The sequence below is a fragment of the Pseudoalteromonas atlantica genome (assembly GCA_007988745.1).
Lineage (GTDB): Bacteria > Pseudomonadota > Gammaproteobacteria > Enterobacterales > Alteromonadaceae > Pseudoalteromonas > Pseudoalteromonas atlantica.
The window spans coordinates 272,394-294,075 of the sequence record BJUT01000001.1 but is presented as its reverse complement, the minus strand read 5'-3'; the positions used below and the strand labels follow the sequence as shown (position 1 = coordinate 294,075).

At 39.7% G+C, this 21,682-nt stretch carries 21 protein-coding genes; 12 read left to right on the top strand and 9 right to left on the bottom strand.

All coding sequences use genetic code 11. The features are described from left to right. Positions 1–59: 59 nt before the first annotated feature. Positions 60–1,382 carry a hypothetical protein gene (locus PAT01_RS01290; RefSeq protein WP_029772291.1) on the bottom strand — a complete coding sequence of 441 codons (1,323 nt, stop codon included), beginning with the start codon at positions 1,380–1,382 and terminating at the stop codon, positions 60–62. Positions 1,383–1,848: 466 nt separating this feature from the next. On the opposite strand from PAT01_RS01290, the gene PAT01_RS01285 reads away from it, so the two are divergent. The 5 genes from PAT01_RS01285 to PAT01_RS01265 are packed head-to-tail and all read left to right on the top strand — an operon-like array spanning position 1,849 to position 7,432. Then, positions 1,849–2,232 (top strand): response regulator, encoded by a 384-nt coding sequence (locus tag PAT01_RS01285; RefSeq protein ID WP_029772290.1) that lies wholly within the window; start codon positions 1,849–1,851, stop codon positions 2,230–2,232. A gap of 12 nt (positions 2,233–2,244) precedes the next feature. Beyond that, entirely contained in the window at positions 2,245–3,150 is a 906-nt protein-coding gene (locus PAT01_RS01280; RefSeq protein WP_154944446.1) for an AAA family ATPase, read from the top strand. Next, entirely contained in the window at positions 3,134–4,147 is a 1,014-nt protein-coding gene (locus tag PAT01_RS01275; protein WP_154944445.1) for a DUF58 domain-containing protein, read from the top strand. Before PAT01_RS01280 ends, PAT01_RS01275 begins: the two co-directional genes overlap by 17 nt. Next, a complete protein-coding gene (locus tag PAT01_RS01270; RefSeq protein WP_154944444.1) occupies positions 4,140–6,101 on the top strand; it encodes a transglutaminase TgpA family protein in 1,962 nt (653 codons plus the stop codon). The genes PAT01_RS01275 and PAT01_RS01270 overlap by 8 nt, the downstream gene beginning before the upstream one ends. An 8-nt stretch (positions 6,102–6,109) precedes the next feature. Then, positions 6,110–7,432: a Na+/H+ antiporter family protein gene (locus PAT01_RS01265; RefSeq protein ID WP_154944443.1), complete on the top strand. Its 1,323-nt coding sequence runs from the start codon at positions 6,110–6,112 to the stop codon at positions 7,430–7,432. A 209-nt stretch (positions 7,433–7,641) separates the two neighbouring features. Here the strand turns inward: PAT01_RS01265 and PAT01_RS01260 are convergent, their stop codons facing one another. The 3 genes from PAT01_RS01260 to PAT01_RS01250 are packed head-to-tail and all read right to left on the bottom strand — an operon-like array spanning position 7,642 to position 9,750. Next, positions 7,642–8,076 carry an acyl-CoA thioesterase gene (locus tag PAT01_RS01260; protein WP_024033640.1) on the bottom strand — a complete coding sequence of 145 codons (435 nt, stop codon included), beginning with the start codon at positions 8,074–8,076 and terminating at the stop codon, positions 7,642–7,644. A 5-nt stretch (positions 8,077–8,081) separates the two neighbouring features. Beyond that, positions 8,082–8,900, bottom strand: a complete 819-nt coding sequence (locus PAT01_RS01255) for a M23 family metallopeptidase (RefSeq protein WP_154944442.1) — start codon at positions 8,898–8,900, stop codon at positions 8,082–8,084. Then, positions 8,893–9,750, bottom strand: a complete 858-nt coding sequence (locus tag PAT01_RS01250) for a 6-carboxytetrahydropterin synthase (RefSeq protein ID WP_154944440.1) — start codon at positions 9,748–9,750, stop codon at positions 8,893–8,895. The genes PAT01_RS01255 and PAT01_RS01250 overlap by 8 nt, the downstream gene beginning before the upstream one ends. A 204-nt stretch (positions 9,751–9,954) precedes the next feature. Between PAT01_RS01250 and fabA the strand changes: the two genes are divergently transcribed. Then, positions 9,955–10,470 (top strand): bifunctional 3-hydroxydecanoyl-ACP dehydratase/trans-2-decenoyl-ACP isomerase, encoded by a 516-nt coding sequence (fabA, locus tag PAT01_RS01245; RefSeq protein ID WP_004586523.1) that lies wholly within the window; start codon positions 9,955–9,957, stop codon positions 10,468–10,470. 70 nt (positions 10,471–10,540) lie between these two features. Here the strand turns inward: fabA and rmf are convergent, their stop codons facing one another. Then, a complete protein-coding gene (rmf, locus tag PAT01_RS01240) occupies positions 10,541–10,711 on the bottom strand; it encodes a ribosome modulation factor (RefSeq protein ID WP_004586522.1) in 171 nt (56 codons plus the stop codon). 608 nt (positions 10,712–11,319) lie between these two features. Between rmf and acuR the strand changes: the two genes are divergently transcribed. From acuR to PAT01_RS01225, 3 genes are all read left to right on the top strand, one after another. After that, positions 11,320–11,952: an acrylate utilization transcriptional regulator AcuR gene (gene acuR / locus PAT01_RS01235; RefSeq protein ID WP_154944438.1), complete on the top strand. Its 633-nt coding sequence runs from the start codon at positions 11,320–11,322 to the stop codon at positions 11,950–11,952. Positions 11,953–12,002: 50 nt separating this feature from the next. Further along, positions 12,003–12,992, top strand: a complete 990-nt coding sequence (gene acuI / locus PAT01_RS01230; RefSeq protein ID WP_154944436.1) for an acrylyl-CoA reductase (NADPH) — start codon at positions 12,003–12,005, stop codon at positions 12,990–12,992. A gap of 73 nt (positions 12,993–13,065) precedes the next feature. Continuing rightward, positions 13,066–13,482 carry a VF530 family protein gene (locus PAT01_RS01225; RefSeq protein WP_154944434.1) on the top strand — a complete coding sequence of 139 codons (417 nt, stop codon included), beginning with the start codon at positions 13,066–13,068 and terminating at the stop codon, positions 13,480–13,482. A 254-nt stretch (positions 13,483–13,736) separates the two neighbouring features. Here PAT01_RS01225 and PAT01_RS01220 read toward each other — a convergent pair whose 3' ends face one another. Then, positions 13,737–14,168 carry a DUF3859 domain-containing protein gene (locus tag PAT01_RS01220; protein ID WP_154944432.1) on the bottom strand — a complete coding sequence of 144 codons (432 nt, stop codon included), beginning with the start codon at positions 14,166–14,168 and terminating at the stop codon, positions 13,737–13,739. Positions 14,169–14,332: 164 nt separating this feature from the next. Here PAT01_RS01220 and PAT01_RS01215 point away from each other — a divergent pair, with 164 nt between their 5' ends. Continuing rightward, entirely contained in the window at positions 14,333–15,328 is a 996-nt protein-coding gene (locus PAT01_RS01215; RefSeq protein ID WP_154944430.1) for a YHYH protein, read from the top strand. 23 nt (positions 15,329–15,351) lie between these two features. Further along, positions 15,352–15,876: a hypothetical protein gene (locus PAT01_RS01210; protein WP_154944428.1), complete on the top strand. Its 525-nt coding sequence runs from the start codon at positions 15,352–15,354 to the stop codon at positions 15,874–15,876. A gap of 63 nt (positions 15,877–15,939) precedes the next feature. Here PAT01_RS01210 and PAT01_RS01205 read toward each other — a convergent pair whose 3' ends face one another. Further along, positions 15,940–17,748: a protein kinase domain-containing protein gene (locus PAT01_RS01205; protein ID WP_154944426.1), complete on the bottom strand. Its 1,809-nt coding sequence runs from the start codon at positions 17,746–17,748 to the stop codon at positions 15,940–15,942. Positions 17,749–17,983: 235 nt separating this feature from the next. Between PAT01_RS01205 and PAT01_RS01200 the strand changes: the two genes are divergently transcribed. Further along, on the top strand, positions 17,984–19,999 hold the full coding sequence (locus PAT01_RS01200; RefSeq protein WP_154944424.1) for a TonB-dependent receptor: 2,016 nt from the start codon (positions 17,984–17,986) through the stop codon (positions 19,997–19,999). 60 nt (positions 20,000–20,059) lie between these two features. Here the strand turns inward: PAT01_RS01200 and PAT01_RS01195 are convergent, their stop codons facing one another. Beyond that, the gene (locus PAT01_RS01195; RefSeq protein ID WP_121637466.1) at positions 20,060–20,719 is read right to left on the bottom strand and encodes an NADPH-dependent FMN reductase; all 660 of its coding nucleotides are present in this window, start codon (positions 20,717–20,719) and stop codon (positions 20,060–20,062) included. A 162-nt stretch (positions 20,720–20,881) separates the two neighbouring features. Beyond that, the gene (locus tag PAT01_RS01190) at positions 20,882–21,682 is read right to left on the bottom strand and encodes a hypothetical protein (protein WP_154944423.1); all 801 of its coding nucleotides are present in this window, start codon (positions 21,680–21,682) and stop codon (positions 20,882–20,884) included.

The window sequence follows — 21,682 nt, the reverse complement described above, 5'->3', positions numbered from 1 at the left end:
TTCAACGTATTTAGAGCGCTGAAATTACCTTTAAACCAAACAGTAAGTTAGTAAGCTATTTAAAATTTAACTGAGATTTCTGAGGTGAAACCGTCAAAACCACGACCAATTTGGCCGCCTGAGTTTGCGCCTTCTTCTTGGTTTACATACTCAACTTTTAAAAGTGTAGAATCTGTAAACCAGTAACCTGCGGCTACTTGTAAGCGCTCAACGGTGTTATCGTTTTGGCTGATTAAATCGGAAGTGTTTTCTGACTCTGCATAGCGCGCGGCTACGTAAAGTTTTTCAGGAATGATATATTGCTGTGCTTCAACGGCGTAATATTCTACTGAGCTTTCGCCTTTAATTACACTGTTAGAATCAAACGTAGTACCGTTTTCGTCTGCCACGCCATCTGTACCAAAGTAGGTAATACCTGCCACTGCGTTACCTGCAGAGTCTGCAAAGGTGTAATCGTCAGACGATTTACCCAACATTAAAATGATGCTGGTTTGATCTGATGGCTGATACGCTAAATTTAATTGAATGATAGACTGATCAAGCCCTGGCATAACACCTACGTGAGTATCACGTTCGCTTGAAGGAGAAGCCGAAAAGTTATAGTTTTCGCCATCACCAAAACGGTAATTTGTTGTTGTGAGTCCATCTAAGCTCGCTACGCCATTTTCAAAACGAAGTTGGTCGCCTTGGTTAGCTTGTAAGTAATTTAAGCCAACTTTAAAGCCACCTTCAAACTCTAATGTACCTTGTAAGCGGTAGTTAAAGCCTCTATCTTCTTGAAATGCTTCGCCAAAGCTTGATGTAGTAATGTGACCCGCTACGTTATAAGAACGAAGTACACCACTGTCAAAAGTTTCTGTGTAGCTTAATTGTGCACCGTTTTCTGCGGTTGCGTAGTCGTTAATGCCGTTACCAATTAAGGCATTACCTTGGTTATCAGCGCCGTCTTGAAAACCTTTAAACTGAAATGGAGACGCGCCAATATTACCTAAACGAAGCGTTAAATTTTCGTTTTCGTTTGGTGTGCCGTATAAGCCAAGTAAATCAAATTCAATACCTGCAAAGTCGTTATGGAACGAAAAATCACGGTCGCCGCCGCCAAAATCATTTGGCTCTTCGGCTATATCAATGTCGGCAGTAATGTATTCATTTATATGAAACTTAAGCATTAAGTTAGCTCTAATACGCCCAAAACCTGATGACTGCTCTTCATCTCCAGGACGAAATGCACCGTCTTTAGCTTGTATAGACTGAAAGTTTTGCATTGCTAGAAAGTTAACGTCAAGGCGGTCAAAGTAATCTGACATTTCTGCTTGTGCAGGCGCCGCCAACGCTGCTGCTACTAAAGTTAGCGCAAATTTAGCTTTCTTATTATTTAACATAATGAACTCTCTATTTAGTGTGTTGTGTATTTTCAGTGTGCAGCTAAAGCAAATGGGCATTTTATTTAAATGTGTTTTTAAGCTTCGTAATGGGCATTGGCTCAGCTAATGAGCATAATCACAAATGAATAATGTAACGTCAACATCTTTTATTACAAAACATTTACATGAAATCGTGTTTATAAAAATTTACATTTATAAACAAGGGTTTAATAGTTTTGAATTCCAAAATAAAATTGCCAGTTATGACTAAAGTCTTATTTAAAATGTCCTGTAAAGGGCTATTGAAGAGCGATATTTAACATTTATTAACCAATTAAATGGTGTGGGCGTTTAATTAATACAGCAGGTTTAGGCGCGTAAAAGCGCTAATTGGTTGTTTTTTGATTTACTTTCTTGAGCTTATACAGTGCTTAGCATAAAATTAAATTACTTTAGATGTATAAAAAATAGAAGTAATTAACATATGGAATTTGTGCGCCCGCTTGAGCCTATACTTATTATTGATGACGTTAAGGAAATACGTGACTACCTAAACCAAATATTAACAGAGCTAGGCTTTGAAGATATTTTAGAAAGCAACGATTACCTTTCTGCAAAACCCCTTCTTGATAAAAAATCACCCAATGTCATATTTTTGGATGTGGACTTACCTGATTCTGAAAGCTCTGATATTCTAGAACATATTAATGATAGCTACCCTCACGCTCACGTTGTTATGTGCTCGGGTCATAACACCCTTGAAAACGTGCAAAACACCTGGGAATTAGGCGCTAAAGGCTTTATAGAAAAACCTTTTAACGCTAAAAAAGTTAATTCTGTTATGAAGCGCCTCGAACTAAGCGAATAAAATAAGGTCAGTATGCAAAGCACTGTTACGGCAATTATCGACGATTTATCGAGTGTTATTTTTGGAAAAAAACAACAAATAAAACTAGCACTCACCTGCTTATTCAGTGAAGGACATTTACTGATAGAAGATTTACCCGGTATGGGCAAAACTACGCTCTCACATGCACTTGCTGCTGTGCTTGGGCTGTCGTATCAGCGTATACAATTTACAAGCGATCTTTTACCTGCCGATATTTTAGGAACCAATGTATTTAACGCTAATGAGCACACGTTTACATTTCATAAAGGGCCGATTTTTAGCCAAGTTGTATTAGCAGATGAAATAAACCGCGCGGGCCCTAAAACGCAAAGTGCATTGCTTGAGGCAATGGAAGAGCAGCAAGTTACAGTAGATGGTACTAAGTACACATTACTAAATCCTTTTTTTGTAATTGCCACGCAAAACCCGCTTTATCAGTCGGGTACTTACCCACTTCCAGAATCGCAGTTAGATCGATTTTTAATGCGTATAAGTTTAGGCTTTCCTCCTAAGGAGGCAGAAAAACAACTTATTTTAAACATAAGACCGCGAGACTACAGCCAATTACCACAAAGAATAGACGCTAAGCAGCTACAGCAAATTCAAACCTTAATTAACCAAATTGTAATAAGTAGCCCTGTAATCGATTATATTATTGAATTAGTAACGCATACTCGTCAAAGCGCAGCATTTGCAGGCTCTCTCTCCCCTCGGGCAAGTATGGCGCTGGCCAAAGCGGCTAAGTCGTGGGCATTTATTGAAGGGCGAGAGTTTGTAACCCCTGACGATGTACAAGCTGTATTTGCAAGTGTGTGCCAGCACCGATTAGGTTTGCATAACGAGTCGGGCGAAGCGCAAGTAAATGAAATTTTAAAAACCGTTGCTGTGCCAGTTTAACGTGTTATTTAAAAAAAAAGCCAAAAAGGTCAGTATATTAGGCGCTTTAAAAAAGCGTTTACTTAATAAACTACTTAAAAACAAGCATTCAAAGCAATCCATTAAACTGGCTCATAACAATATTTATGTAGTGCCCTCGCAGCTCGGCTTTTACTTTATTATTGTGGCTATTTTAAATTTTGTTATGGGCATTAATTATCAAAATAACTTAATTTTGGTGATGGCTTATTTAATGTTTGTGGTGATGATTATTGCTGTGCTGCTTGGTTATACAAATGCCAAAGGGCTAAAAGTTGAATATATAAAAAGTTTTGCCAGCTTCTCACCAAATAAAGGCTCGGTTAAATTTATTTTAAAAGCCCCTACACTTACGCAATCAGTATCGCTTAGCTACTCGAGTGACTCAGAATACGCAAAGCACTTAGCGCAAGTTACGCCCAAAGACAGCGCTTTAATTATTAACCTACCTTATAATGCCCGCGGTAAATATACCCTTGAACGTTTTAAAATACACAGTAATTACCCATTTGGGCTAGTAAGCGTGTGGAGTTATATACAACCCAATGACTCTGTTTACGTTTACCCTGCGCCAGAGCATGTATTAAACGACACTTACAACAGTACGTTTGAACACACAACGCAAACAGGAAGTATTAAAGAGCCCGGCAGCGAAGAGTTTGATGAGCTAATTACGCATTTACCAGAAATGGGGCTGCAGCGAATTTCATGGAAACATTACGCTAAATCGCAGCAGTTGCTAGTAAAAGAATTTATAGATTATAAAAAGTCCGATATTGTTTTTGATTTTAACCTGCTAACGGGTAACACCGAGCAACGCTTGAGTCAGCTTTGCTTTTTAGTGTGTAATGCATGCGAAAACAACACACCGTTTACACTAATTTTGCCCTCAGCAAGTTACAAAGCAACTAACGACACGCACGATAAATCACAGTGTTTAGCACTTCTGAGCGAATACGGCGGAGCAAATAATGGCTGAGCTATTAAATTACCGGGCAATTAATTTAGCAATGAGCTTTATATACGCCTGCTTATTCGCGTTTTATTTATCGCATATGCCCATACTGTTTATTGGGGTTTTATCGCTTTTATGTCTTTGGAACGTGTACTTAACACTGACTAACAACCCTAAACCTAACGCGTGGCTTGCAAATATTTTGGCTGGACTAGCTTTAATATTAATGATTTACACCATAGGTATAGGCGATACAGTAATATTATTTGTTGCTATGTTATTGCTCTCTAGTATTTTTAAATTACTGCAGGCTAAAACAAAAAAACATTACCATATTATTGTCACACTCACGTTTTTTTCTATTTCAGCGGCGTATTTGTTTAACCAAAGCATAATAACCACCTTAACCATGAGCGCCCTATTTTTACTCAACTTTGCTGTATTGAGCTTAATTGAATCTTCGCATAGTTTAAAATTAGCCTCTAAACAAAGTGCTAAGCTGTTATTTATTGCTTTGCCTTTAGCAATATTTTTGCTGTTGTTTTTACCTAAAATGCCCGCTTTTTGGCAGTTACCTGGGCCAAAGCTTGCTAAAACAGGGCTCTCTGAACAGGTAGACCCGTTTGATATTGCAAAGCTGTCTAATTCTGATGAACTGGTTTTTAGAGCACGTTTTGATAACGACACGCCCGTCTCGCCTTATTATTGGCGAGCACTTGTGCACGATACCTTTGATGGTAAAGCGTGGAAAACATCTGATTTATTAAAATATAATAATCAAAGCGCTGATCCCAATAAACAAATTACGATACAACACACCTACACTATTATTGCCGAGCCTGCTAATCAAAAATGGTTATATGGGCTTGATTACGCAACCAGTAACAATAAAAATGTTGAAAGTAATGCGCTAGGGTTACTTCGAAAAAAACAATATCAAGCTAAAAGCTTGCAGTATCAGGTATCAAGTGCAGCACTGAGTACAGAGCAACTTTCAAATTGGCAAACCGCTTATTACACACGCTTAAATAACCAAACAAACCAACAAGCATCCAAGCTTGCTGCCAAACTTAAACAATCAACAACCTCGCAAAGTGACTTTTATAATGCATTGCTTAGCTACTTTGCTAAACAAGAATTTAGTTACACGTTAACCCCTGAGCCAATGACCGGTGACAGCACTATTGATCAATTTTTATTTGATAAAAAGCGCGGCTTTTGCGGCCATTACGCCAGTGCAGCAGCGTATATTTTTAGAAGCGCCGGTATTCCCGCACGCTTGGCCAGCGGTTATTTAGGTGGTGAAAAAAACCAAACAAATAATTATTTATCGGTTCGTCAATACGATGCCCACGCTTGGGTTGAAGTGTATATTAATAATCAGTGGCAAATTTTTGATGCCACTGCGGTGGTCGCCCCCGAGCGGTTAAATGGTTCACTTTCGCAAAACGAAGAACTCAATGATGAATTTAAAAGTAATCTCGATTTTGGCTTAGTGAGTTTAAGTAACTTTGCAGCCGTTAATTGGTTAAGGCTCAAACTAGAAACCCTTGATTACCAATGGACTAGCTGGGTACTTGGCTTTGACGAAGAAAAGCAAAGCAACTTTTTAAAATCACTTTTTGGTAGTAAACATCTTTGGCTGGTACCTTTAGCGGTTATTTTAGGACTTGCTTTTAGCTTTGCTGCTTACTTTATTTATTTAAATTGGCCACGCAATAAAAGTAAACGCCCGCCGTTAGTTTCAGAATTTGAGGCAATTAAGCACTGGGCAGGTAAAAACGACATAGCGGCGCCTAGTCACTATTCACCTAATCAGCAGTTAATATACTTTGCTGAGCAAAGCCCTGATACTGCGGAACCTTTAAGCGAATTTAGCTATTTATTTAATCAAGTGCGCTACGCTAAAAAACCTTTTACTAAAGAACGTAAAAATCAGGCTAAAGATCTGATAAAATTAATTAAATCTTCAAAATAGAGAAAACTATGAATGCGGTTGTTATAGGCGTTATTTTAATGCTTGGGCTCTCCTTAGCACGTGTAAATGTCATTGTAGCTATGATAATTAGTGCACTTGTAGCTGGTTTAACAGCGGGTTTAGGGATAAAAGAAAGTGTTGATGCATTTAATTCTGGTTTGTCGGCCGGCGCTGAAATTGCACTAAGTTACGCAATGTTAGGTGCCTTTGCAGTGGCTATTTCAAAATCGGGATTAACCCGTATCCTCGCCGAAAAGCTATTAAACAAAGTGAATGCACAAGGTGCTGGCAGCGAAACCTTTTTAAGCTATTTTATTTTATTAATTATATTAGGCTGCGCTGTTTCTTCTCAAAATTTAGTGCCTGTGCACATAGCCTTTATACCTATTTTAATCCCCCCTTTGCTGGTTGTGTTTAATCAACTACGTTTAGACCGTCGCGCCATTGCCTGTATATTAACGTTTGGTTTAGCTACCTCTTACATGGTATTGCCTTATGGATTTGGTGGCATTTACTTATACTCTATTTTGCATAAAAACTTAGTTGATAACGGCCTAGACATAGTTAACACCCAAGTGCCTATGGCAATGATTATTCCTGCCTGCGGTATGTTGGTTGGGTTAATTATTGCGGTGTTTATAAGTTACGTAAAGCGCCGTGACTACCAAGCGCAACCGTTAACAACACAAAGCAAAGCTAGCGACATTGAGAAGCCAAAAAAAGTGATGATCGTGGGTTTGTTTGCTGTGCTTTCATCATTGGTTGCACAAAACCTAAGTGGCTCTATGATATTAGGCGGCCTTGTTGGCGTAATGATATTTAGTGTATTTGGTGTTGTTAAGTGGGAAGAAAACGGCGACGTATTTAGTAAAGGCGTCGCCATGATGGCAATGATTGGCTTTATTATGATTTCGGCTCAAGGATTTGCCTCAGTAATGAAAGCAACCGGTGATGTAGCAAGTTTAGTTCACAGTGGCGCTGCATTATTTGATGGCAATAAGCCCCTCGCTGCGGCCTCTATTTTATTGGTGGGATTATTGATAACAATGGGTATTGGTAGTTCGTTTTCTACAGTGCCAATTATAGCTACCTTATTTGTTCCTTTATGTTTAGATTTAGGTTTCTCGGTTATGGCGACCGCGGCTTTAGTGGGCACAGCGGGTGCATTAGGTGACGCGGGCTCTCCTGCCTCTGACTCTACACTTGGGCCAACCTCGGGTTTAAATGCCGATGGTCAACATGACCATATACGAGATTCGGTGATCCCCACCTTTATACATTTTAATATTCCATTACTTATATTTGGATGGATTGCGGCTATGGTGCTTTAACACCTCTGCACTTATAGTGTGTATAATTCGTTATTTTTTAAGGCATGTATTTCATGCCTTTTTTATACCTCCCTCTTTGCTGATCTAATCTATATATTTTTATAGCTGCTAAGATTGCTTTTACAATTAGTTAGTATGATGTGTTCTTTTGCTGTAATTAAATAAGCACCTAATAAAGGTGCTTATTTAAAGGCCGCTTGCCTTAATATTTACTTATCAAAACCGTAAATCATTTTATCGCACACAACCGGTGTCGGTCTGTGATCATCATCTACGGCTACAAAGGTAAAGCTGCCTGAAATAGCCGAGTGCTTATCATCTTTATGCATGGTCTCTAAACAAATATCCACATCCACTTTAAGTGATGTATTGCCCACATGCACAACTTTAGCAATTAGCTCAGCAAAAGTCCCCGCTGGAATAGCCTCTTTAAAATCAACTCTATCAGATGAAATCGTCACTAACGGCTTTCGGCAAAAACGAGTGGCGGCAATAAAAGCAACCTCGTCCATCCATGCTAACGCATCGCCACCAAATAATGTGTTGTGATGATTAGTGCGCCCAGGAAACACCGTTTTAGTAACCGAGGTCGTTGAGTCTTCAATACGCTTTGCAATAATTGCATCGCGGTTAATGTCTGTCATAGTATCTACTTTTTATTAGCAAGCTTATCTTGCATCAATAATGCTGGGTCTAGGCGCTCGCCTTCCCAGTTAAAACGCCAATCAAGGTGTGGGCCTGTTACACGCCCTGTTGCACCTATTTCGGCAACTTTGTCGCCTTGGCTTATTGTATCGCCTACTTTTACATCTAATTTGCTTAAATGAATATATGTAGAGGTAACGCCATGGCCATGGTCAATAATAAGCGTACCGCCAGAGTAGTATAAATCGGGGTCAGCAAACACCACGGTGCCACTAATCGGAGCATAAACAGGCGAGCCGGTTTTATTGGCAATATCTAAACCAAAATGTGGGCGTCGCGGTTCACCGTTAAAATATCGTTGGCTACCATAAACCCCCGATATACGCCCTTGTGCAGGCTTTAATACCGGGTCTAAAAAGTACTGTAAATCAGAGTTAACTGCGCGCGCTTTACGTATTGCTTGTGCCTCACGGCTAATACGTGCGCTTACTTCTTTAGGGGGCGACACATACTTTTTTGCCACACCGGTAATTTTATCAATTTTATAATCACGTTTAGTGATCATTAAATCTTGCGTGTGTGTTTTACCGTTATTATCTACCCACGTAAGGGCGTGTTTTGCTTTCGCGTCGCGACCAAAGCCAAACACAAAATCGCCAGAGTCTGATAACTTTAATGTTTTACCATCTAGCGATACCGACTTTACATTCTCAAGCTTGCCAGTCACTAAGCCGCCCTGCATTAGGTGCCCTTTTAGCTCAAGCGCTAATGCACTAAAGCTAGTTGTGGTTACAAGCGCTGTGGCTAAAAGAGTTTTAAGCATAACTAATCGATCCCTTTCCTACGCCTTCATAAGCGGTAATTTTTACGTCTTTGTTTGGGTATTCTGCCTTAACTTGCTCAGCAAGGTGCTGAGCAATACATTCTACCGTTGTATCAACAGGTAAAATGTCACAGCGTGACTCGCTTATCGCCATTTCAAAGTATCCTTGTGCAGCGGTGTAAGCAAAACACACATCATCGTTTTTAGCGCTTATGTGTTTTAATTCGCTTGCAGCGATTTGGTCTTCACGCGTGGCTAAGTAAATATCTTGCCATTTTTCTGCCCATTGCTTTTGTAAGCGTGGCATAGACATACCATCTAAACTAATACCAATTTGCGAGCGATGGCCATGAATAATACGCTGACAGTTACCATCGTGCTTTTTAAGGCCATGGCTGTAATGATAATAAAAACTTTGGCTGTGCTCTGGTTTAAGCGACAACTCAATTTTTTCAATGTTTCCTGGCAGTTTTGGTAAAATAGTGTCGATTAAAAATTCAGTCACTGATTCAACGCTAATTTCTGGTGCATCTATCATGCAATAAGCTTGATGCGGAGCACTCATTGCTAAATGATGGTTATCGCCAAATGTGCAATCGAGCGTTTTGTGCGAATCAAATTCTTGTACTGTGCCATTTAAACCTTTAGCAATTGCTAGTTTGTGGTCTAAACAGTCGTCAATTATGCCTTTAATTTGCTTTTTAACTAAGCCAAAGTCTAACACCATAGACTCTTCATTTAGCTTGCCATGCAACGTTAAGTCAACAATCCAGCTCTCGCCAACGGCGCCGCGTTTGTTACATAAGTAAGAAAAATCAATCACTGTTAGTGAGTTAACAAAAAGGATCATAAACTTCCTTTAAACTGGTTATAAGTCAGGGGTAATTATAATGATTTCTGATTGTAATTGCGCGGTTTTATAGTGCAAAAAGCAATCGCCACTACTGATTGGCGATAAATCACGCAAAAAAGTGTTTTTTTCAACTGCTCCGAGTTGTTTAGCGTACAAGTGTACGCTAAAGTACTTGGCAATTTCTAAGCGAAGATAAGTGTTATGGAACCTAAAAATAGCTATACAAAAGAAGATTTGATCCTATGTGGTCAAGGTGAAATGTTTGGTGAAGGTAACTGCCGTTTACCAAGCGACAACATGTTAATGATGGACCGTATTACTTCAATCACTGCTGATGGCGGCGAGCACGGTAAAGGCCAAATCGTAGCTGAGCTTGATATTGACCCAAGCCTATGGTTTTTCGATTGCCATTTTAAAGGCGACCCAGTTATGCCAGGTTGTTTAGGGCTAGATGCTATGTGGCAACTCGTTGGCTTTTTCTTAGGCTGGTCTGGTGGCCCTGGTTTAGGCCGTGCTTTAGGTGTGGGTGAAGTTAAATTTACCGGTCAAATTTTACCTACCGCTAAAAAAGTAACGTACCGCCTTGATATGAAACGTGTAATTAAGCGTAAACTATTTATGGGTATGGCTGATGGCACAGTTGAAGTAGATGGCCGCGTAATTTACGAAGCAAAAGATTTAAAAGTGGGCTTATTTCAAGACACAAGCGCATTCTAAAATTAGTAATGAATGTATGCAAAAAGGCCTCCAGTTGGAGGCCTTTTTACGTTAATTCTTATCTGATGAATTAGGTTTTATACATGTTTCGGTTTTCAATTGCTTCACGCCAACCGCCTAACCATTCTGACTTAGGATCGATTTGCTGATAAGGGCATAGCTCTTTTGAGCGCCCGGCTAAACCTGCTTTAAAACCTTGAGAATGAGCTCTTTCTAAACGATCTCTTTTTTGTCTCTTCATCGGTAATATCCTCACCTTTTTTAATTATAAATTTTGTAGCATTAGTGAAATCTACATTTAATGAATAGTTAATAAAAATGTTAAATTCAAATAGCAAAATTAATTAATTTGTTTGACATTAACTAACATGCTGATGCAAAAATAATTTAACATTAATAAAAACACAGTGGTCGCACCACTTCATTTCTTACTGCTTCTTTAATTTACAATACGGCTATCTAACCGCTTAAATGCACTTATGTGCTAAGGCGTGTTCTACTTTGCTGATTTAAATATTCCCATTAAAGCGATTAAATAACTGCTTAATGAAAGCAGCTAATGGGCAGCATATAGTTGGTATTTATGGTGCATTACCGCCTTGTCTAAATGCCAAACACCACTGCAAATTTAACCAGCAAAAATCAACACGACCTATTTATCCGACACACCTTTTTTGGCTAAGTTCCAAACAAAAATGTAATCATGACGATTTTATTGCAATTTGCCCTTTTGTTTAAAAAACAGCTTTAACGATTTATTTTTAAACAATTGGTATTTATGCTTGATTAATTAAAGTCGATCGGTCTAATATGGGTTAACTTTAAAAAGGCTATTAGGGGTTACTTATAATGAACACTGCTAGGGCACCTGCACGGCGCGGAAGACCCCCTAAAATACCTCGCGAAAACGCCGATACCAAAGCGCACCTTATTAGGGTTGGACTAGAAACCTTAACTGAATTTGGTTTTAGCGCAACTGGCCTTGATACCATTTTAAAAAAAGCCGGCGTGCCTAAAGGCTCGTTTTATCATTACTTTAAAAGTAAAGAAGCGTTTGGTATTGCCTTAGTAAATGCCTACGATGACTACTTTATTACTAAGCTCAAAAAATATTTAACCGATAGCAATACACCGCCCCTCGAGCGCTTAATTCACTTTACGCAAAGTGCCATTATGGGCATGCAAAAATACCAGTACAAACGCGGTTGTTTGGTCGGCAATTTAAATCAAGAGCTCAATCATTTAAGTGATGAATTTAAAATCCGCCTACTACAAAGCTACGTAGCATGGCAGCAGCAAGTGGAGCAGTGTTTAAATGAAGCACAGCAACAAGGCACGATTGCTAAAACTGTTGATACGCAGCTTATGAGTGAATATTTTTGGATTGGCTGGGAAGGCGCCGTTATGCGCGCTAAACTTACCCAATCAAGTAAACCCCTTACGTTATATACAGAAATGTTTTTACGTGCATTACTTACCTAATGCGCATTTTATTTAGCCATTAAAAACCGATCGGTCTAAAAGGATATGTTATGAGTAACTCAGTTAAAGCTATTGTAATTACGAAAGACGAAAACTACGCTGCGGCGCTTAGTGAAGTGCAGCAAAGTGACCTACCAGATCAAAACGTGCAACTTGATGTACTTTACAGCACACTCAATTACAAAGATGGGCTAGCCATTACAGGTAAAGGCCCTGTTGTGCGCAGTTTTCCTATGGTGCCAGGCATCGATTTAGTGGGCACAGTAAGTGAAACAAGTACGGATGAATTTACTGTTGGCGATAATGTAATTTTAAATGGCTTTGGTGTGGGCGAAAAACACTGGGGCGGCTTGGCACAAAAGGCATCGCTTAATAGTGATTGGTTAATCCCCCTCCCTGCAGCGCTTTCGCCAAAACAAGCAATGCAAATTGGCACCGCGGGCTACACAGCAATGCTGAGTGTTATCGCCCTTGAAAAACAAGGCATCACTCCAAGTGATGGCGAAATATTAGTGACCGGTGCAAACGGCGGTGTTGGCAGCTTTTCCATTTATTTATTAAATCAGCTGGGCTATAACGTAACCGCTGCAACAGGAAGAATGGAGCAAAGCGATTACTTAAAAGAGCTAGGTGCGTCACAAATCATTAGCCGCGATGAGCTTTCAAACCCAGGTAAGCCACTTCAAAAAGAGCGCTTTGCGGGTGCTATAGATTCGGTAGGCAGCCACACACTTGCTAATATTTGTGCATCGCTTAAATACGGTGGTGTGGTTACTGCGTGTGGTTTAGCCCAAGGCATGGATTTACCCGCCTCTGTAGCGCCCTTTATTTTACGTGGTGTATCTTTAATTGGTATAGACAGCGTTATGCGCCCTAAAAAAGACAGAGTAGAAGCATGGGACAGACTAGCAAGCTTAGTTAAAGCCGATTACCTTGATAAAATTTCAACCGAAATTACACTTGAACAAGTAATCGAAAATGCCGAGCAACTTATGGAAGGTAAAATTCGCGGCCGCGTAGTTGTTAATTGCCAAAGTTAAGCAATTTTATCTATTAAAGCCTCGTTATTAAATTTATAATGGCATTTGTATTTTTATTAATGAGGCAACACCTATGAGCAACCAAGATCTTTACAGTAATAACCCACTGCAAGGCGTAAAATTAGAGCAAGTGGTTGAAGAACTGGTTGAGCAATATGGGTGGGAGCTACTACACGCTTATTTGCAATTAAACTGTTTTAAAAACAACCCAGATGTAAAATCGGCGGTTAAGTTTTTACGTAAAACACAATGGGCACAAGAAAAGGTAGATAACTTTTACTTATACCGCCTTAAAAACTTACCTAAACCCGACGATGTGCAATACGAATTACCGCCACGAGATAGAGTCATTCCTGCTGATCATAAACCGGGGGAGCCGTGCGAATTAAGCTTTAGTGATGCAAAGCGAATTATGGAAAAAAAGGCCACTAAACAACGCGCCAGGGCACGACAACAACGCTCAAATGCAACTAACCCGTGGGGTAACTAAGTTAATCTCAACTCTGGATAATAAATCTATCTCTAGCAGCTATTTTCAGCGCTAACAGCGTTGAATTTACTTGCAATAGGCTAGCTATTGACGCGTAAATTCGCCTTGTTTTCACCGAAAACCGCTGGCTAGATAATTAAGCTTAAAGATCATCATGATAAATTATGTTGGTATATCTCTTAACCAGAGTTCAGGTTAAGTTATATTTTTAAAGCCAATGTATATTGGCTTTTTTAGCTCTGCAATTTTAGGGCTTAGTAACCTCGTTTACGCCAAAAATTATTAACAGAGCCTTGCTCTTCAAGTGCTACGTTAAATGTTTTATCGGCAATAATTTTATTATTTAGGGTGAGTGTCATTCGCCAATCACCTAATTTATTTTCAATAGGCTCCCACAGCGTATCACCTAAATAAAACTGCCAGTCGTTCTCTTTAATGTATTCAACGCCTTCAAAGGGCGGCATTATTACGCCATTACTGTCTGGTATATCGGGGTGATAAATACAAAAGTGAAGTTTTTCGCCTTTTGCTTTTTTGATATTAATTATTAAACCAAATTCAACATCAAGCTTGGCAATTACATTGGTTGTAAACTGCTCAATTTGTGGCAACGCTTTACTTTTGCTATCCCAAGTAGAATAAATCCCACAACTTTGAATCGACACCTCAGGTTTTGATTTTGCCATTACACCATTCTTTACTTTAGGCTGTTAATCCACTGATTTTATAATACATGCAGCTTAAGTAAAATCACCTGATTAACAAACATACTTAATGTTGACTTATTTTTGCACATTGCTTGCACATTTAAGATCAAAAATAGCGTCAATTAGTACTTAATTGGCTGTGTATGATGAATCACTCTCTATGTAATAAAGTTAAACTATTAAAAATTTCGTTATTAAGCGCAGCAATTTCTTCTCTTGTTGCATGTGGCAGTGATGAGCAAAACCTAACAACCGCCACTGATGAAAGTACAAGTTCAAGCAGTGACAGCACAACAGCAACAAGTGGCACCAGCTCAACCGAGCAAGTGCTATGTGAATACAGTTACAATGAATACAACGACTCAACATCAGTGCAAACCACCAGCTCTGCTGATTGGGCATGCACAGGTACAACACGCGATGTAGTTGCTAATGGCATTCCCGATCATGATGTGGGCACGTTTCCTAACCCCGATAATCCAAACACTATTTCTGAGCAAACAGTGAGTGAGAGCTTTACGTTAACGCCTGAACAAAGCGATACAGCAACCTTAATGGGCGGCCCTCGAGGCGTGTTAGGCATAGTACTAAATGGCGTTAAAATTGATGCTGGTACCGGCGGCAGTTGTGATGACTCTGGCGATAATTGCTCGCTTGGCGATAACAGTGGCAACTGGAGTATTGAAGCACTAAGCCAAGATACCTTTAGTTTTGGTACTGACGATAACAACGCACACGTACAGCCCGATGGCACATATCATTATCATGGCATGCCTGAGGGGTTTATCTCCCTTAGAGGCGGCAACAGCTCAACAATGACTCTAATTGCATGGGCGGCTGATGGGTTTCCTATTTATGCGCGTTATGGCTATAGCACCGCAGATGATGCAAGTTCGTCACTTAAAGTGATGGCAGGTAGCTACCAACATATTAGTACTGTAAGCGATAACCGCCCTTCTACCGATATTTATCCACTGGGAACTTTTGCACAAGATTGGGAGTATGTAGCTGGCTCTGGCGATTTAGATGAGTGTAACGGGCGCTTTGGTGTTACCCCTGAATTTCCACAAGGCATATACCATTACTATGCAACTGACACTTATCCGTTTTTTCAACGCTGTGTTAAAGGCGAGCTATAAATTTACTTATAGGCAAAGTGAGCATGATGAAATTACATAAAAAAGCACTAGTTGCACTTATTTTAGTGGCCAATATTGTTATAGCACCGGTTGTTTATGCACATTTAATGGTGGCTCAACACGGAACATTAAACGTGATTGATAACCATGCCTTTATTGTGCTCTCGCTGCCTATTTCTGCATTTAATAACCTTGATGATGATTTAAATAAAAAAGTATCTATGGAGGAATTTAACGCCCATAAAAAGCAAATCAGCAAAACCATATTGCGAGGGGTTTATTTAAACGATCATCATTATAAGTTTTCCCTAGAAGGCTTATTACTAAACCCTGAAGTGTCGCATACTGATACTAATAACATTGAGTACATAACGATTACGGGCCGATATACAGTGCCCGATATTAGCGCACAGCTAAAATTAAACGTTAGGTTATTTAGTCAAAATTCTGATTTAAATAAGTACCACATTACTGCCACTAACAAACAGCAAAAAATGACTCATCAGTTTGCCTTAACACCGCGTACGCCTTTTAGCACAGTGTTTTAAACTAACAATTAAGTAGCCAAGGGCAGACTTAAAATTAAGCTGCCCTTTTTTAATTTATTGCGCTCATAATTTTGGATTTTTAGGAAAGAAATTCTCTGGTTGTTTTTCACAAAGCGAAAATTCGCGAGTGTTTTTATAAGGAAGCTTCATAAATCCTGCTACTCCTACATCAGTAATGTTAACTGCATACTGCATTAATTTATTAAGTAACCGTTTAAACTCTACTTCTTTGCTTTCATCAAGTAAGCGATAGTAATGGTGTATTTTCATTCTATCTGGCAGGGCTTCAAATATAATACAGCCCGTATGATGAATTTGATTTAGCTCAAACACGCATCTAATCACTTTTTTAGGAAGTTGCAGCTGCTCATCAGGGTCTTTACCGTCTTCAAAGTAAGAATGTGGGCGTGCAATTTCGTTTGCCTTCATGCTAACAACTTCATAATCCAGCTCAGGGAGGTTATCAAACTTAAACGCCCCGGTGCCATCTCGCTCTAACTGAATAGTTTTACGCGCATCAAATAAACAACACTTAAATAAACCTTTTTGACTAATCGCTTGTGCAAGCATCACGGTATTATTAATGGCATCGGTAAAGGCTGTTTTTAAACTTTCATCATGCATAATAAGCGATGACTCAACAAACAACGACTCATCTTTCCAATGAAAGCTCAATCCACCCACTACCGGGTATTTAGCTAGGCGGCTAATAGAAGCCAAAAAGGCTTTTTCGGTATCGCCGGTATCAAACAAAAACTCTTTATAGTAGCGGTCTAATTGAGCATCGTTAACATCTAGCAGCTGCTGATTATGATCGGCTTGTCGTAAAAACTGTTTGCGCGAGCTATATACTACGGTGTCGGGCTTATCACCTTTGCCAAACCAATACGGGATAGCAGGACGAGGCTCCGCTTTTTTAAGCTCAGGTAAATACGCCTGAGCCATTTTGGTAATGTTACGCATAAAGTAATCGCCTGCGCCATCGCGTATGGTTTTATTTTTAGACAGCATGCCATCAATTACATTGGCAAGCTCTTTGGGTAAGCCAAGCGAGCTTGCAGGAATGGCTTGCGCACCAAAACGACACGACTGAGCGGAGGCAAGTGCATATAAAGTAGAAGCCACACCTTGTTCATCAAAGCGTGGGGATGACTGCTCACCGGACATTTGCGCATCACCTATAAAATACACATCGCCCATTCTGGCATTAGTAGTACTTAAATCTCCCGACATTAAATCCATAAAATTACTGGCTATAGGCTCACCCTTACTATCAACCTGTGCGTAAACAGAACTTCCCCAATCAACTAAAGACAGCGCATCGCTTTGCTCATCCCATACTAAGTTAGAAGGTTTAATATCGCCATGCACTATAGGTTGAGGGGTTAAACCATTTTTATGATTACGCAAATCAATTAATACATTACGTAGCCGCACCGCTAATTGCATTATATGGGCGGCACTAAAACGCCCTTTTTTTAGCGATACTTTTTCAAGGTCCTCTCCAATGGCACGGGCCATCATTAGAATACCTTGCTTTTTTATACGCTCAAAAGCATAAAAGGTAGGCACTAGCGGGTTATTAATTTGCGAGAGCATATACGCTTCGTCTTCTAGGCGGTCGCGCACACTTTGGGCAAGCGTAATACGCGAGAACTTAAACACCCAAGGTAAGGCATTTTCGTCATTGCCAGCAAACACAAACCCAAACGCGCCTGACCCAATCATCTCTACATTTTTATACCCAAGCGCACTCAGTTGTTTAATACAAATATTAAGCCATTGACGGTGTTTTTTGGCATCTCTATGTGACAGCAAATAAACAGATTGCTCTTCGTTAATATAAAAATTGCGAATTTCTTTGGCTTTCAATACAGGCTCTTTGTTTTATAGGTTAAATAGTGAGTTAGCCAGATGATTATTAGTGTTATATAGCTAGATTACAATACTCACCTTGTAGTTTTTACTCTTACCTAAAAAGCTAACTAGCTAAGTGCTAAACATGCACCATTACACCTTGATAACAAATGTTGCATCCAATCGATCAGCTAAGCCGTATTTAAACTATCTGCTTATTTTAGATAGTAAATACATAGGGATTTTAGCGATGAAGAGATTAGCTTTACTTACACTGAGCACGTTATATAGCACTAGCAGCTACGCGAATATAGAGACCCTTACTGTTTATGGACATAGAGATGGTTTAATTGGCGAGTCTATCAGTGCCTCAAGCGGTATTATTGGTCAAGGAGAAATACAGCAGCGCCCAATGCTCAGAAGCGCCGAAATGTTAGAGCTTATTCCAGGCATGGCAGTTACACAACACAGTGGCTCGGGTAAGGCTAATCAATACTTTATTAGAGGCTTTAATTTAGATCATGGCACCGACTTTGCCACCAGCATTGAAGGCATGCCAATAAATATGCGAAGCCATGGACACGGGCAAGGTTATACCGATCTTAATTTTATTATTCCAGAAGCTATTTCAACTATAAATTACCAAAAAGGATCATACAGCGCTACACAAGGGGACTTTTCAAGTGCGGGGAGTGCGCAATTTAATTTAGCTAATAACTTAAAGCACAAGCAAATAGAGCTAAGCATTGGTGAAGATAACTATACACGTGCAGTAGTACTTAGTGCGGTTGATGTATCTAATGCCAAGTTAATAGCAGCAGCTGAGTGGCAAGGCTACGATGGCCCATGGGATGATATAAACGAAAACGTAAATAAAAAAAATGCCCTACTTCGTTATGTTGGTAAAGCTTTAAATGGAGATTTATCTATTACAGCAATGGCCTACGACAACACATGGCAATCAGCCGATCAAATTCCACAGCGCGCAGTGTCACAAAATATAACGTCACCCTTAGGGTCGCTTGATACCACCCTTGGGGGGAGTTCGAGTCGCTATAGCCTATCAAGTGTTTGGCAAGGCAAGCATATAAAAACCAGTATTTATGCCATAAATTATGATTTAACGCTGTTTTCTAACTTTAGCTATTTTTTAAACGACCCTATAAATGGCGATCAGTTTAACCAACAAGATAGCCGCACTATTTATGGTGGTGAGCTAAGTTATCAATTTGACTCCCTTACTGCTGGTTTAAATATGCAGCACACAGCAGGGCTTGAGGTTCGCCATGACGATATAGACAAGGTAGGACTTTATAACACTAAAGCGCGAGAAAGACTCAATACAATAAGACAAGATGCCATAAAACAAACAAGCTATTCGAGTTATTGGCAAACAAAAATACTTTTCACACCTAAATTAGAGGCAACAGCAGGCGTGCGGTACGACTATTTTGATACCGATGTAAGCAGTATCACACAGGTAAACTCGGGCAAAGCAAACGATGACTTAGTAAGCTTTAAAGGCAGTTTAAATTATAAACTTACTGATTTGTTAGTCGCTTATGCAAACTGGGGGCAGTCTTTTCATTCAAACGATGCCCGCGGCACTACCATTAATATTGACCCTGTTAGCCGACAAAATGCCGAAAAAGTAGATTTACTGGTAAAAAGTGAAGGTGCTGAACTAGGCCTGCGTTTTGCCGATGATCAAAACGTTAATTTATCCGCCGCTTTATGGTGGCTTACACTCGACTCAGAGCTTTTATTTGTAGGTGATGCGGGTAATACAGAGCCCACTGATGCATCAAAACGTTATGGTCTAGAGCTAAGCGCGTATTACTGGATTAATGAACGCTTTAGCCTAGACATGGAAGCCTCGTTTACTCGTTCAAGATTAAATATAAACTCTGACAAGAACTATATAGAAGGCGCAGTACCTGTTGTTGCAAGTGCAGGCTTAAATTGGCATATAAGTCAAATGTGGCAATCATCATTTAGAGTACGCCACATAGGTAAACGTACGCTTTCTGACTCTGGTGATATTCGCTCTGAACCATTAACGGTAGTTAATAGTGCTATTAGTTATAAACAAACTCACTGGAAAGTCGATTTTGAACTACTGAACTTATTTGATAGTACCGATCACGATATAGATTACTACTACGCTTCGCGCTTACCGGGCGAGCCTGCACAAGGTGTAGAAGATAACCACTTTCATCCTATTGAGCCTCGCACAGCCCGCTTATCAATTAGCTTATTATTTTAACCGAGCAAGGTGCTGTATATAAAAACAGTATATATATAAAAGCGCACCTTAATACATTTTTTAAGGTGCATTCCGCTGAGATGGCGCTGTTTTAAAACTTTTTAACATAGCGTGGGGATCTACGTTTTTACTATGTTGGCTGCTCGCCTGTGCCCACCACATCAGTTGACTAAAAGTACGCGAATAATAATTAAACCACGATTTTTCTTCTTCGCCCTCTTGCATTGAACCATCGCTATTTAGCACCTCTTGCGCCTTTGGTACATGAACCATTGCAGATACTGGTAAACACCCAAGTTCAGATAAAAAGGTGCGTAAACTAATTGCCGCACGTAGTCCTCCCCATTGCCCTGCCGAATAGGTGACAATAGCGCTTGGCTTATACGAGAACAACGAGCTGCCAAAATGGTTTAGCAAATCAGCTAATGCCGGGCTCATACTATGATTGTACTCTGGGCTTACCATTATATAGCCATCGGCTTGGGTAATTTTATCTGCTAAGGCTGTTAAATGTGCTGGAGCTTGGCTTTTTGCATAGGCAAAATGGGGTTTAAATACATCCTCTGAAGGAAAGTCGAGCGCGTCTATAAGTTCAAACTCGTGCTCGCTGTAGCGCTCGTTTAAACATTTGAGGCATGACTCAGCTACTCGCTCTCCTAATCGTGCTGGCTTAGGGGGTGTGCTATCTCTAACGGTGCCTAAAAAAACTAAAAATTTCATAAAAGCCTCTTTAATTGAGTGTTGTACCCACTATACCTTAAACCTAAAACATATTAAAAATGCGAGACTTTTATTTGTTTGCACAATTTTTAGCACTCTAAACAAAAATTAATAAGGGTGGCACCCATCACTTACGCTTTAATGCTAGCGCCTAATCTCCACTTAATTAAATTGATAACTAACACCAAGTCCTGCCCAAAATAAGGAGCGTAAATGCTCATCACCGCTATAGTGTGCAGTATCTTTGTTTATTGCAACGCTGTAACTGGCATAGCCAGATAGCATGACATTATTTAATAGTTGATAAGATAAATTAGCAGCAAGTTTTACGTTATTAAGGCCATTGTGGCCATCACTTACATAACCACTATTAAAACCCGCCGCAGTTTGCAGCTCCAATCGCATTAAATCACTAAATGCATACTCTTTTGTAATTGCCAGCTCTATAAAAGAGCCGCTGAGCGATAACGAGTGGTAGATACTCGCCATTGCATGTATATCCCAATCATATGAATAGCTTATATCGAGGCTAAGCTCATTATCATGGGAATTTACTCCTTCCTCGCGTGCTTTTATATGGTTGTAACCTGCATACAAAGTTAGGTGCTCTGCAAGCTCAGTTGAATAAATAGCATTTAAATTTAGCTCATCGTAGTCATTATCAGTGCCTGTTGCTAACCAAGGGATAAACGTAAAGTCATTGTAATTTATTTCGCCCGCAATAGAGGCTAAAGCACTACCGGGCAAGTTATCGCGCCCTTCTGTCACATAATGGCTTTCCCATAAAGGATGAATATGAAAATTTAATTTTTCATTTTCGTGGTCAGTGTGTGCAACGCTTTTTATATTCCCGCCTACACCTACCTCAAGCTCGTGTAGCGATTCATTCGCAGCGCTTTTACTCGTACCTAAAGCCAGCGAGATAATGCAGATAAAGTGACAGATTTTTAAATTAGTTTTCAT